This is a genomic window from uncultured Treponema sp. (assembly GCF_946187725.1).
GTDB lineage: Bacteria > Spirochaetota > Spirochaetia > Treponematales > Treponemataceae > Treponema_D.
Genome location: NZ_CAMHSK010000033.1, coordinates 1 through 13,722 on the forward strand (window position 1 = coordinate 1; position 13,722 = coordinate 13,722).

A 13,722-nucleotide genomic window follows, 5' to 3' on the forward strand; every position below is an offset into this window, starting at 1 on the left:
TTTAGGATAATTCGAAAACACTCTAAATCTTATTCCCTGCTTGTTACCATCTGTTAAATAGAATTGAAAATTAAATATTGCCTGTGAAAAATCTTTTGTATTTGCATAATTTTTCTGAGATTTGAATTTTTCTTTGAATATCTTCCTTTGTTCAATTTCTTGTAAAAAATTTTTTCTTAGAAGGATTAGTTCCTGATAATTATTAGTTTCTTCGTTCATTTTATTATAAAAACAGGAATAGTCTCTATTATTTTCATAATCGTTAAGTAATTCAAACTCTTCATTTTTCCAAACATCAACTACTTTTTTGCAATAATCATAAAATTTTTCATAAAAATCCATAAAAACTCCAAAAAAACATGGGTAAAGGACTTACTTAAAAACATAAAAGTATAAGAAGCCGTGATGCTTCACAAATTTAGGTCTTTGCTATGAATGAGCAAAGAATTTTATCAAAATTATATTGCGCTTTGTAGAAAAAGCAAGGAGAAAAATTATGTATGCATCTGAAGACGCTTATTATGATGAAAATCACACACTTTCTGGCACTGATGATGAAGGAAAATATTGCCTACGATAATGCCTATCGAATTCGCGATGCGGATGACACCTACCGCTATAGAAAAGGTGTATGTGCCGGTTATGCCCGCCTACTGCAAAAAATGTGCGAGACGGTCGGCATTTACGGTTGCGAGTACATAGCGGGCTAGTGTGTCAGCACATTAAATAAAATAAGGAGTAAATTATGGAGTTAGATGCAGAATTCAGAAAAACCTACAAAAAAATCATTGTGGCATTACTCACAATTAATAATTTCACTGTTGATTATTATGAGACAAATGAAAATCTTCGTAAGATTATATTGGAATTTCTTGATGATTCCTTTTTTGAAAGATTCACAAAGAAGCAAGATTTATTAAAGGCTGTAACTTCGAAGAATCTCGATAATTCTTCTGATGAAGAAATATTGGGGAAGGCACATTATTTAAATGCCAAAACAATCAATTATCTATTTTATAAGCAGACTTCATTATTCTCGTCTCTCACAATTGAAGAGAAAAAATGCCTCCTGATTTTGGATTTTTGTAATCATTCATTACTTTCAAATATCTTCTTTTCAAATGAAATTGCCTTCCCCTTACACGATTTTTACAAGGTTGTGGAATTTGTTTTAGATATTAAGCCAAAGAAATTTAAGGCAGCTATGACAGAAGCTTCAAAACTTGAATTAGTTGATTTTAACGAGTCTGACGAGGTGTTAAATATCAAAGATATAAATTATAACGAAACAGTGCTTTCCCGCGAATTATACAGATTATCTGAAATCCCACTGATTGAAAGATTCAACTTAGAAGATTACGAAGTTAGCGGAAATAATTCAGAAAAATTATTCTCAGAACAAAATCTTGTCACAGTTACAGGAGAATGCATTACATCATATATTTTTTCAAAATTCGAAAATGAAAAAATCCGTTTTTGGTATGCCTCAACTATAAACAAATGTATAGGCCTATTACGATTGTTCAATCATTGTGACATAAAGGGGCAATACATCTGGCTTGATAATTACGAAGAGGAAAATGCATATAGAGAAAAAAAAATCTTACAAATAGCTAACCATATAGAAGCAAAACTTATCGTATCAGGACACGACTTATTTTATCCATTTGCGAAAGACTGCATGAAAATTTCACTCAAGAATTCTTGCCTTGAAAGAAAGGTTCGTAAGCTCTTCCCTGAAGAACTGGCACAAAAAGTTCTATTCTATATGAAAAAAATCGATTCAACTGATGAGATAAGGAATTTCATATCTGAAATCGATTCATTGGCAAAAGATACAAGTCAGGAATTTGCAATGAAGAGTCTTCCAGACTATTTTAATATCGTTGACAAAAGTCTGAAAGAAGATTCTTCAAAAGCGGAAGAGAAGAAGGAACCAATTCAAACTGCTATTAGAGAAGAAGATTTTAAACGCCGGTATGATATTTATGAAGGCAGTGTTGAAGATAATCCAGTGTTAAGCACTGAATATTCAAAGATTATCAGGATCTACAAAAAACTTATGGCACCTGCCGCATATTTAAAAGCTGACAAACAGATGTTTCAAGGTTTAGATGCTTTAATAAACAAACATCCAAATCTTCTTGACAAAGATTTATTATCAGCATTTTTGAAAAATGCAATTCTTTTTTCAAAGGATTCTATTATAAGTCTAGAACCCCTGTTACTGGTCGGGCATCCTGGCTGCGGAAAGTCTTTGTTCTGTCGACAGCTTCGTGAACTTTTCAAACAGGATAATGATATTTTTATTCCCCTCGGAAGCGGGTTAGGTGCAGATGCCATCATGGGCTCGACTCCTGATTACAAGGCAGCTGAAAACGGGAAGGTTCTCTCTTCGGTTTGGGAATCAATGAATAACATCAATTGTCTTAATCCTCTCGTTGTACTTGATGAAGTGGATAAGGCTTGTCTAACATCAAAAACATCAGATCATAATCAAAATCTCTTGCCTTCACTACTTCAGCTCATGGGCGATGAGAATCGTCGTCATTTTACAGACAATTTTTTTGACGTCCCATTACAAGGATTCTATCCGAATTTTATTGCCACTGCAAACAGTTTGGAATATATACCAGAGCCTTTATTAGATAGATTTAATGTCATAGAATTCCGAGACTATACTAAGGAAGAATTTGTTAATAATGTCATTCCAGCTCAATATGAAGTGTTCAAGGATTCGCATAATAATCTTATTCCAGAAAATCTTACCCAAGATGAAATTGAAATTATTTACAAGATAAGCAAAGGAAAGACAAGAAAAATTCAACCTGCGATCAATAGGTATGTGGCCTCCATCTTTGACTTTGAAGGTCAGAAACATCAATTGAATGCAACTGAACTTGATAATCTGGTTGAGACATCAAAAGTTGTTTGGGAACCCAGACAAATCGGTTTTTGTAAATAAATTTTGTCATCATTACCAGATATGTCAGTGGTGATGATGATGCAAAATTCTCTCATTTTCCTCAGTTTTTGCGTTTTTTGATATGACACTCCCCACCTCCCCATTCGACCGTACCATATCGCCGTTTGGTACGGTCATATCCCCCTTTTGATACTGTCAAATTCCGGCATAGGCAAAAAAAATCGGATGCGGAACCTTTCGGAAACTTCCGCATCCTCAATTCAGTCAGGCTTAGTCGCCGTTGTTGCCGCCATCAGTCTTTTTATCCGCAACGGCAGTTTTTTCAAAATGAAGATCATTGAACTCATTTTTGAATTCGCTGCAACAACGAAGAACTACGCGAACATGGTTTATCGAGTTTCCTGTCACATCCTCTTCCTTCTCCTTGCCGTCTGACTTGAAAGTAAGGCGGAGAATTCCGAAATCACCAAGTCGGATGCTGTGTCCTTCCTTGAGCCATACAGGAAGCATCTCGATGAACGAGGCCAGCACCGCACTTACATCAGCCAATGTAAGCGTGCTGTACTTGCTTATCTGCTGGGCGATTGTACGAAGCCCCACCTCAGTTCCCCAGACAGGCTGTGCATAGTAAAGAGGGGCTGCCTCTTTGTTGATTGGGTTTGCTCTTTTTACAACTGAATAATTCATATTTTTTTCTCCATTTATGCTGCGTTTTTTCTTAATGAAAACGGAAAGGCCGTACATGTGAGCGGCTGGAGCAATGGAAAGTTCATGAATGTTTCAAGCATCGAGCCGGGGCAGAAAGGAAACTGGCGCACAGAGACAGAACTCCGGCGTTTGTATCCGAATCTGCTTATGATAAAAAGAGGGATGAAAATATGAACAGAATTGATTTTTCATACACAGAACTTTTATCAAACATTATAAAAAGGACTCTGCTCCTCTATGGGAGAAAAACAGCGGTAACAGAAGTATTTTTAATAGCCGGAACATTTCTTACAGTCAGAACATTATATAATTTACGAAACTGACACAGATTATTGAATTTCTCTATGTCATTTTATAGCAATTTGACATAGAGAAAAACAGAATGACGGAGAGAAATTTATATTTCATCAGCCTTCAGAATTATTCCCCTCTCCCAATCAAGAAGTTCATGTTCTTCCACTGAATTGTTACCTTTAACATCGCACAGCACCCTGAAAACAGGTTCAGTGCCGCTTCCGCGCATCCAAATGTACGCGAGCGGATTTTTATTTTTATCGTAAAAGAGGATTTTTAGTCCGCCCTTGCCGTTTTTTGAATAGTCAGAAAGATTTCGACTCTCTTCAGTGCCATTTGTACCGATAGCTTCGTATGATTCAATGCCATATTTTGCGGCAAGTTCTGACTTTTTAAGATTCCACTCTTCTTCAAAGATTTTCTGGAAGTTTCCTTTCAAGAGTGAATGCTCAGTTGTCTTGATTTTTAAAATCGCACGCTCTTCGGCAACACCAGTTGTCGTGTACTCCGGCAAGGTTTCAAGCACATCAGCAAGCGTAAAATCATTATTATATGGAAGATTCCGCGCATCACACCAGATATGGAACAATCCTTTTGATGATTCTGAATCACGAAGTACAAGCAACTTTACAAGGGCAAAAATCGTATTCAGAGGATCGCGGACAGCTGCCGGATGAGTTATATTACCGCCATTGCTTCCTTCACCAAGGATTCTTACGGCAAAACCTTCATCGCGCTTTTTTCGGGCAAGATTTACGACATTCGCCTCGCCTACTTCAGCACGGAAAAGTTCAGCACCAAAGGCGGCAGTAATTTCATCGATTCGCATTGATGTAGGACAATTTGCCGCAACAGCAAGTTTTGATTTTTCACCAAGATATTTCATGTAAGAAAGTTCAGACAGCACCGAAAGCGCAAAAACTTCCTGAGCCTTGAGAACTTCTGCCCTAGAAGTTTTTTCGTTCCAGAAAACAATATTTCCACGGTCACCGTCACAATCAGGCATATATCCGAGACATACATCTGAATGACCTTCCTTACGAAGTTTTTCCATTTCACCGGCACACCAGACTAGATTTTCTGGTTCAGGTATGATTGCATGTTCAATTTTGCCAGGCTCGTTATTCAGGGCATAAAAGTTGATTCCAGTGCTTTCGAATAAAGAAGAATCAATGGAAAGCGTGCGTGCAGAACCGTTCATGTCGGCGATTATTCCGATTGATTTTTTTGAGTCTTTTGAAAGTTCTGTCTGAATTTTTGAAAAGATTTTTGAATTTCCTGCAGAAATTACTTCTTTTGAAAAATCCTCATAAATTTTAAGAGATTCAGCCTTTGACTCCGCAGATGCTGACAATACTCTTTCCAAATCCGAATCAGAAACACTATCAAGCAACGATTTTATTCTTGTAATCTCTGACTCAGAAGCGCATTTTTCGTTCAAGGCCTTTACAAGTTTTGCATTTTCCTGACCATTAAGAACGCCACCATCATTAAGGCCGAATTTTATTCCATTATGACCGATTGGATTATGGCTGGCAGAAATGTAGATAAAACCAGAAGCCGTTTTGCCATAAGCCATGATTTCAGGAGCGGCAATCACTCCAGGAAATTTTACGCTGATTTTTTTTGCAATGAGAAGCTGAAGCATGGAAAGCGCAAGTGCACGGCCTGTAGGACGCGTGTCCATTCCAAGCACAAGAAGCGGTTCAGAAGATTTTTCGGCAATGTAATCTGAAAAAACATCGGCGGCAACAGCGGCCAGAATTCTGTCATCCTCGGTGATTTTTTCACTTTTATCGTTTTCATCTCCAGAAGCAGCAAAAACCTTTCGCCATCCGGAAGCCGAAGTAATCATACCATGTTTCATACATCCCCCATATTAACACGGAACAGTCGCTAGTTCAACAGATTAACATGAAAATCAAAAATAATACGGACTGTCAAGCGAAGCCGTGATTCCCATAACTCCATCAAGATATCCCTTTTTGCGGTTTTTAGCGTAAATTTCAGCATACATAACAGAATTTTCATCGTTCAGCTTGATGTTTCTGATTTCAACAGGATCATTTTCAGAAAATCCTGATTCGTCCGCAATCGAACCTTTTATTATCTGCTCAACCGAATATTTTCTGCTGTTTGAAGAAGATACAGGCAAAAGCTTCATGCCATAAATCGGAACAAAAGATTTGGCAATTATGTCACCCTTATAGATATTGTATCCGGGATTTTCAGGTCTCGCACCAAGATAAATTTCGGCTTCATGAACCTGCTCTTCTCCACGACGATACTTGATTTTTACGATTGATTTTGCAGGCAGCTTCATGAGCACATTCTGCATGTCTTCAAGGCTTGTTACTTTTTCGCCGTCAAGCTCAAAAATCACATCGCCAGGAAGCATCCTGCACCGGCTTGCACTCGCTCCAGGAAACACATACTGAACTTCAAGCCCGGAATCAGAACCGAACTCTTTTTTTGTATGACCATAGCACCCCAACCACGGATGAGAGACTTTTCCGCCGGCATACAAGGCAGGCAACAAGGATTTAAGATATTCGACCGGAATCGCGAAATTCAATCCTTCAAACTGAAGCATTCCGGCAAAAACGACCGCCTGCACATTCCCGTTGGAATCAACGCACGGACCACCAGAATTTCCCTGATTTACAGCAGCATCAATCTGCATTACAGAACCGAGCGTGAACAATTTTCGGTCAGTTGCACTTACAATTCCACTTGTGAGGGTGCGTTCCAATCCAATCGGCGAACCGATTGCATAAATTTTATCACCGACATCCAAATCCGCACTGGAACCAAGATTAAAAACAAATGGTGCATCAACCTCAGTCTTAATGAGGGCTAAATCAATTTCCGGGTCATATCCAATAACTTTTGCAGGAATTCTTGTATCACTGTCTTCGGCGAGCTTAATGAACAGCCTTGAATACCCTTCTGATTTTTTATCAACTAAATCTGAAATTACATGATGATTTGTAACGATGTATCCGTCTTTAGAGATAAAAAAGCCTGAACCAATAACGCGGTCAGCATAAATCATTCCGCGCTGAACTTTGCTACCCTTGTCAACCCAAATAGTTACCGTACCATTTATGAAAGAAGAGAGTTTTTTACTTTCAACAGGATTTTTATGAACTCCGGGCACAGCAGATTTTGAAAGAGATGCAAGCTCATCACCAGATTTTGAAAGCTTTGAAAGAAGCGGCGATTTGATGGTCGCAAGAGATTTTTGTATTCTGAGGGAATTGAACCAGTCTGATTTTTCAACAGCCGAATCAAATTCTTCAAGAACTTTTTTTTCACATTCAGCGTAGGTCTCATCATCTTTTAAAAGATAAGCGCGCCATAAAGCCTGAACAGGATTTTTTTCAAGCAGATCAAAGATTCGCTTGCTTTCTTCGTTTCGGGCATCTTCCTTAGTATAATCAATGTCAGAATAGATATTTTCCGGGTCTTTTACGGAAGAGCAAGAAACGAAATATAGCCCAAGAGCAAGCACTGACGCAATTTTTATGGTATTTTTTCTCATTACAAACTTTTCGATTTTCAATTTTTAATTATCCGTTTTTCAGTTTTCAGGTATTTCCATTCCAAAAATCATTTTTTCAATGCGGACAGCAAGAAATCTTTTTGAATTGACACCTTCACTCTCTACTATAGTAGAAACACCCTGCTCACCGATTTGGTTAATATTTGCAATGATATTTTCTTCAATTTCGGCCTGCATTTCTTCATTTTGCGCAGATTTTTCTCCAATCCAGAAGAAATTCGCATATGAACCTTTAATTACCGGAAGATTTCTGCTGGTAGATTCATCACTGCTTAAAATTTGAACTGACATCGGGATTCCGTTTTCAGAATCAATAGTAACAAGAGAATCTGTTAGCGGCTGATGAAATTTTGCGACCTCTCTCAAAACGCCGTCTGAGTCAGAAGGTCTTTTTATATACTGAACATCCCATCTTCCATCACCGTCCGTATCCCATGAAGAGATTTTTCCAGGAATTTTTGCACCCAAAGTGGCAGAAAGATATTCCTCTGTAAAATCAGGGATTGTGTCGCCGTTTCGATCAACAGAAATCTTTTTGACATAAAAACCAGTTCCTTGAGCAGGAGCACCAAAAAGATTAGTCATAATCTGCATTTCATCATTCACTGAAATAAAATTTGTACTTCGGTTTTCAACTGCTTCCGGCGAATATCCATAAACTTCCGAGGTTTCAAAAAGTCCGTCACCGTCAATATCAACCTTTCGAGAAACAGGGATTCCTCCTTCAAACTGAGCCATTGCATAAATCTTTTCGCCGACCGAATAACTTGCAAGCTGAGCGACACCGTTCAAAAGGCTCACCTGAATCACAGCACCTTCACGCTCTTTTGAAGGAATTGTGTAGCTGAGTGAAGCACGGAGCAAGTCCTGACCAGAAATTTCATTTGCCATAGCCGCATTTGCTGAATCAGACAGGAGAACCGGAACAAAGAAATCCGAGTCAAGTTCTTCAAACTGAGCAGCAAGACTCTTTTTAATGGAAGAATTTGATTCTATTGAAAAAGGAGTCCAGGCAAGCGTTTCTGCAATCAAAGTGAAATGCAAATCAGAATGACGGTTTTCCATTCTGTATTTTGCGGCACTGATATACGGCCATGAAGAATATTCCAGTTCAAGAGCATTTTCCGCCATCACGAGAGTTACCGGAACGCCGAAATCACAGTCAGCCTTCCACTCATTCTCATCATCCTGATTTTCATCATACGAGATGGTCTGCGGACGACCGCGTTTATAAAGCACGGTCATATTAGTAATCAAATCACCGTCAGTATCAAAAGTAAGCGTTCCATTATAAGAATTAAGATACTCAGCAATTTCTTTTTTAGCCTCATCGCTTTTTATAAGAGAGACAAAATCTTCAAGCAAAGAAACCGAAACGATTTCATCAGAAAATTTGTAGAAATAATCAAGAGCGGCATCTTCCGAAAGGAGCCCGGCCTTTAAAGCCTCAATTGCATACAAAGGCGAAGTGAATCTTTTTGAATTGAAAGCCTTCAGCATACGGACTTTTTTTGATTCATTTTTGGCATTTTTTCCTGATTTTGCAGATTTTACAGGCTTTTCATCCGAAGCGAAAATCGCCGCATAAACCTCAAGCTCTTTAACTGCATTCTTGTAGAGCGGAACAGTCAGCGCAAAAGCGTCAGCAAGACGACGGGTTTCATCTGAAACAACTGAAGTCCTGCGCAAAATCTGATATTCGTGAGCATAAAACGCTTCAGCAAAACGCGAATCTGCAGGATAAACACGGCGGGCAGCATCGATGCGAGAGCGGGCTTTTTTAACGCTTTCTTCATCACCAAGGCAATAATATGATTTTACACGGATATACTCAGCATCAGCAGAATAAATGAAAGGCTCTGAATCAAGAACCGCAAGCGCCTGAACAAACTGGCGTGTGGTACAAAGAATGTCTGCATAAAGAATACGGGCACCGTCACGATTGTAGTCAACCCATTCAGCTTCAGTAAGAGCAGTGACTACAAGAGGAAGAATCTTAGATTTTTTTTCGCCAAGATTCATAAGGGAAACAGCATGAAGATACCAGAGATCCGCGATTTTATCGTCATAGGCCAGACCCATTTTTGCATTTGAATCAGCCTCATTCCATAATTTTTCAGAGGCAAACTGTTTGGCAAGCTGCAGATAACGGACAGCAGTACGACGGTTTGCAGAAGAAGCCGAGTTCTGAGCACTTACGCTAAAAAAAACGCCGGAACCAGAAAGGACTGTCAAAACAAAAAGAAAAGAAAATAACTTTTTCAACATCAAAAATTCCTTTCTTCTATATTACTACAGATTATGAAAATCTACAATCCAATTTTTAAGCCCGAAGGGAGACGCTATAAATGCAACGATTCTGCTCTCACCTTCTTCAAGCGGGCAAAGTTCTTCAACAACAGGAATTTTCTCACGGACTTCCGCAGGAATTTTCCAGTCAGAAAAAATCTGGGCAAGAGCCTTAAATTTTCCGTCAGCCGTTTGAATTTTATCACCAGGAACAAAAGATCTTACAAGACAGGAAAATCGAAGAGGCAAAGCAATTTCATCACAATTTTCCGACTTAATAACAAGATTCATGCCATTCCGAATTTCAGCAGAAATTCCATGGATTTCCGCCCTATCACCAACATCTTTTAAAAGAAACGAAAACCCGCCGCCGACAGCATTTTTTTCATCATCAGAGCGATGTTCCGAATCATAAGAAATAACAAGTTTCTGCGAATTCAGCAGAATTTTCACAGCATCAAAACACAGCTCGCGAGAATCAGCATTTTCCCAGGACAAAATCTCTTCAAAAACACGGAAAGGAAAGCGCCCGCCAAAACCAGTTTCATTTAAAGCAGAAAAAAAGACGCGTCTTTTCAAGGCATCATGAAGTGAAAAAAACTGATTGCGGTCAAGCTCACACACAGTCCCCTTAAAATCCACTCGCAGAGTCTCTTTTTTAATAAAATCTTCATCGGCAGAAGCTTTTTCGGCACCAGAAAGAAGTGCTTTCTGCCAGCCCGAAAAATTTTCGTTCAAGACAGGAACAAGGACATTCCGAACCTTATTACGAAGATATTTCAACTCAGAATTTGTCGCATCGGTACGCCAAGACTGTTTTTTTTCAACAAGATAAGATTCAATTTCAGAACGCGGAATTTCAAGAAGCGGACGACAGAATTTCTCTCTGACTCGGGCAATTCCGCAAAGTCCCTCGCAGGAACTCCCCTGCAAAAACCGCATCAATAAAGTTTCAAGCTGATCATTCTGATTATGCGCAAGGCACAAAAAAAGCAAATTTTCTTCTTTTATAAATGAATCAAAAGCCCTATAACGAAATTCTCTGGCAACTTCCTCAACACTTCTTTTTTCTAAAGCGGCGGATTCGGCAATTTTTCCGTTTTCAACAGCAACAACAGAACATTTTATTTCAAGAGAACGGCACAAATCTTGCACAAAATCAGCATCACCACCACTCTCAGCACTAGACCGAATTCCATGATTCACCGTAATAACACGCAGGCATGCACTTTCAAAAATTTCATGGGCGGCAAGAAGAAGAGAAACTGAATCAGCACCGCCGGAAACTGCAAGCCCAAGCGGAGATTTTTCGCTCACCGAATCGGGCAGGATTCCGCATTTTTTAAGACCAGCGAGAACTTTTTTTTCAAACGACAGAAGATTTTTCATAAACAAAAAAATCCCCCGAAAAATCAGGGGATTTAATTCACAAGCTGTAAAGATTAGCGAGCTGGAGCAACGCTTACGAGTGAATCCTCAGGATTTGTGAGGACAGTAACTTTGTCACCCAATCCCATATCTTTTACACGGAAAACATCGCCGATGTTGACTCCAGAAACATCGATTACAACGCGAACCGGCAAGTCTTTTGGCAAAGCCTTAACTTTTACCTCTGGAACATGCTTAACCATGAAGCCGCCCTTGAGAACGCCAGCCGGTGTTCCCTGATACTGAACTTTGTATGAGCGAATAACAGGTTTTGTGTTTGATACAGCGAAGAAATCAGCATGAAGAACTGAGTCAGTCATGATATTGTACTCTGTGTCGCGGATGAAAGCATCGTATTTTTTGCCTTCAACATCGAGAGTTACAAGAGTTGTAGATGTGATTGAACGCCAAACTTTGTTAAACTGAACAGCGTTAACAGTGATTGATGTTGCTTTTCCAGCCTCATCATAAACAACAGCAGGAATGAGACCTGCAGCACGAATAGCTTTTGCAGCTTTTTTGCCAGTTTCTGAGCGAACTTTTGCTTCGATAACCAACTGATCCATTTTAAGTACTCCTAAAATTCTATGGAAAAGCCTGTACGAAGCAAGCGACTTGCTTAAGATTAGAATCTTTCACCCCATCGTTCGTCACGCCAGAGCTTTCCAAAATTTATGCTGGGCCGACAGGATTCGAACCTGTGGAATGATGGCACCAAAAGCCATTGTCTTACCGCTTGACGACGGCCCAAAAAGAAAACAGTTTGATAAAGACTACAGATTAGTCTTCAGCAGCACCGCTTTCATCAAAGTGACCTGCATTATACTCTGAAAGTATCTTGTCTTGCAAGGCATTTCTGAAATCAGCACTGATAGGATGAGCAACATCCTTATAATCGCCATTCGCAGTCTTTCGGCTCGGCATGGCAATAAAAAGCCCCGACTGACCTTCAATAACTTTAACATTGTGAACAACGAAACAGTTATCAAAAGTTACGGTAACATAAGCCTTCAATTTTCCTTCGGCTGTTACCTTGCGGATTCTCAATTCAGTGACTTCCATAATCAACAAAATTCCTTTTAATCAAAAGATTAATGTGCCAAAACACATTTCCATTTTTTCCGGCATTTTTCCAATGCTACTTCTGCAGCAGCACCTGATTCAAAAACACCAAAAACTGTAGCACCTGAGCCGGACATGTCCGCCCAGTCTGCTCCACATTCCATAATATCCGCTAAAGCTTCACCAATAGCAGGATACTTATTGGAAAGTACAGGAGTGAAGGAATTCGCAAACTTCCAAGCACCAACAAAACCGTAATATAAACGCTTCAACTCCATAAAATCAGGAAAAGAGCCCAGAAAATCTGGATTGTATGCTCCTGATTCGTATGCCTCATCAACCAGAGAATACGCTTCCACAGTGGAAGAATGAACTCCAGGAAAAATCAGCACGAAACTTAAATCCGTTCTAGGTTCAATTGCCTCAACAAGTTCACCACGACCAGATACTAAGGCGCAACCACGACCATTTTGAAAATAGCCACAGTGCAAGAAGAAGAATACGTCACTTCCGACCTTTTCTGCCACGGCATCAGCCAAAGAATCCGTAAGAGGAAGCTCGGCCAAATCAGCAAGGCCTTTCAACAAGGAAGCCCCGTCCGAAGAACCGCCGCCTAATCCACCGCCAGCAGGCAAGACCTTATCAAGCTCTACTTCCACGCCAAAATCAATTTTGGTTTCGGAACAGAACGCTTCATAAGTTTTCGTCAGTGTATTTTCCAGAGGAAGCACCATCTGAGAGCAATGAACGACGCATCCTTTTTGCGGAACACGCCGTATCCGAAGAGTATCGGAATAATCAACAGTCTGAAAAATACTTTCAATGTTATGGTAACTATTGTTACATTTGCGCCGCCCCTCAGCCTGTTTTTTCAGAACTTTTAGTCCGATATTCACTTTTGCCGGAGCTTTGACACAAACATCAAAAGACATAGAACTATATTATATAGAATCAAACCGTAAAGTCAATACAGATTCTCCCCGTTCAAAGAAATCAATACAATAGTTAGAAATATTCGAATAAAAAGTGTGAAATTTTGGAGATTTTAGAGAGATTTTTACTCCACTTATTGACAGATGTCCAGCAGAATTCTACAATTCAATGTCTTTGACAAGGAATCATTATGCTTATTAACAACGAAATGGTAAATGATGTTAAGGCTATGGCTTTAAGTTTCTCATACACCGATGAAATCGATGAAAACTATGAGGATTCGGACCTATTGCTTCCAAATGATGAAGACGATTTCGCATCTTTCAACGACGATACTCTCAGCAAGTTTGATGACGACTTCGATGAAACAATTGACAATTCAATTGAAGACAGCGACTACGAGGATGAAGGTCTAGATTTTGATTCCAGCGATGAAATGACCGAAGACTATTCGGACGAAGACTAAAAACAAGTAATCAATAATGCACAAAGAGGAATTGCCGAACACCAATCAGTA

Annotated in this window: 12 protein-coding genes and 1 tRNA gene; 3 read left to right on the forward strand and 10 right to left on the reverse strand. The window is 39.4% G+C overall.

Going from position 1 to position 13,722, the window contains the following annotated elements; translation table 11 throughout:
- A partial coding sequence (locus Q0Q74_RS10850; protein ID WP_294430762.1) for a hypothetical protein occupies positions 1 to 342 on the reverse strand: 342 nt, incomplete at its 3' end.
- Between the two features lie 158 nt (positions 343 to 500).
- Between Q0Q74_RS10850 and Q0Q74_RS10855 the strand changes: the two genes are divergently transcribed.
- Positions 501 to 710: a transglutaminase domain-containing protein gene (locus Q0Q74_RS10855; RefSeq protein WP_294430763.1), complete on the forward strand. Its 210-nt coding sequence runs from the start codon at positions 501 to 503 to the stop codon at positions 708 to 710.
- A gap of 35 nt (positions 711 to 745) precedes the next feature.
- The gene (locus Q0Q74_RS10860) at positions 746 to 2,965 is read left to right on the forward strand and encodes an AAA family ATPase (protein ID WP_294430765.1); all 2,220 of its coding nucleotides are present in this window, start codon (positions 746 to 748) and stop codon (positions 2,963 to 2,965) included.
- Between the two features lie 231 nt (positions 2,966 to 3,196).
- Here the strand turns inward: Q0Q74_RS10860 and Q0Q74_RS10865 are convergent, their stop codons facing one another.
- The 9 genes from Q0Q74_RS10865 to Q0Q74_RS10905 form a co-directional block, all read right to left on the reverse strand.
- The gene (locus tag Q0Q74_RS10865) at positions 3,197 to 3,613 is read right to left on the reverse strand and encodes a DNA-binding protein (protein ID WP_294430767.1); all 417 of its coding nucleotides are present in this window, start codon (positions 3,611 to 3,613) and stop codon (positions 3,197 to 3,199) included.
- 418 nt (positions 3,614 to 4,031) lie between these two features.
- Complete coding sequence (locus Q0Q74_RS10870) at positions 4,032 to 5,795, reverse strand: phosphoglucomutase (RefSeq protein WP_294430769.1); 1,764 nt, start codon at positions 5,793 to 5,795, stop codon at positions 4,032 to 4,034.
- A gap of 54 nt (positions 5,796 to 5,849) precedes the next feature.
- Entirely contained in the window at positions 5,850 to 7,493 is a 1,644-nt protein-coding gene (locus Q0Q74_RS10875; RefSeq protein ID WP_294430770.1) for a trypsin-like peptidase domain-containing protein, read from the reverse strand.
- A gap of 18 nt (positions 7,494 to 7,511) precedes the next feature.
- Positions 7,512 to 9,761, reverse strand: coding sequence for a hypothetical protein (locus Q0Q74_RS10880; protein ID WP_294430772.1), 2,250 nt, complete (start codon positions 9,759 to 9,761; stop codon positions 7,512 to 7,514).
- Positions 9,762 to 9,785: 24 nt separating this feature from the next.
- The gene (gene tilS, locus Q0Q74_RS10885) at positions 9,786 to 11,171 is read right to left on the reverse strand and encodes a tRNA lysidine(34) synthetase TilS (protein WP_294430774.1); all 1,386 of its coding nucleotides are present in this window, start codon (positions 11,169 to 11,171) and stop codon (positions 9,786 to 9,788) included.
- Positions 11,172 to 11,224: 53 nt separating this feature from the next.
- A complete protein-coding gene (locus Q0Q74_RS10890) occupies positions 11,225 to 11,776 on the reverse strand; it encodes a 50S ribosomal protein L25 (RefSeq protein WP_294430776.1) in 552 nt (183 codons plus the stop codon).
- 111 nt (positions 11,777 to 11,887) lie between these two features.
- Positions 11,888 to 11,960, reverse strand: a tRNA-Gln gene (locus Q0Q74_RS10895).
- 30 nt (positions 11,961 to 11,990) lie between these two features.
- A complete protein-coding gene (gene spoVG, locus Q0Q74_RS10900; RefSeq protein WP_294430778.1) occupies positions 11,991 to 12,272 on the reverse strand; it encodes a septation regulator SpoVG in 282 nt (93 codons plus the stop codon).
- A 29-nt stretch (positions 12,273 to 12,301) separates the two neighbouring features.
- Positions 12,302 to 13,204 (reverse strand): 4-(cytidine 5'-diphospho)-2-C-methyl-D-erythritol kinase, encoded by a 903-nt coding sequence (locus Q0Q74_RS10905; RefSeq protein WP_294430781.1) that lies wholly within the window; start codon positions 13,202 to 13,204, stop codon positions 12,302 to 12,304.
- 191 nt (positions 13,205 to 13,395) lie between these two features.
- Here Q0Q74_RS10905 and Q0Q74_RS10910 point away from each other — a divergent pair, with 191 nt between their 5' ends.
- A complete protein-coding gene (locus Q0Q74_RS10910; protein ID WP_294430783.1) occupies positions 13,396 to 13,671 on the forward strand; it encodes a hypothetical protein in 276 nt (91 codons plus the stop codon).
- The last annotated feature ends 51 nt before the right edge of the window (positions 13,672 to 13,722 follow it).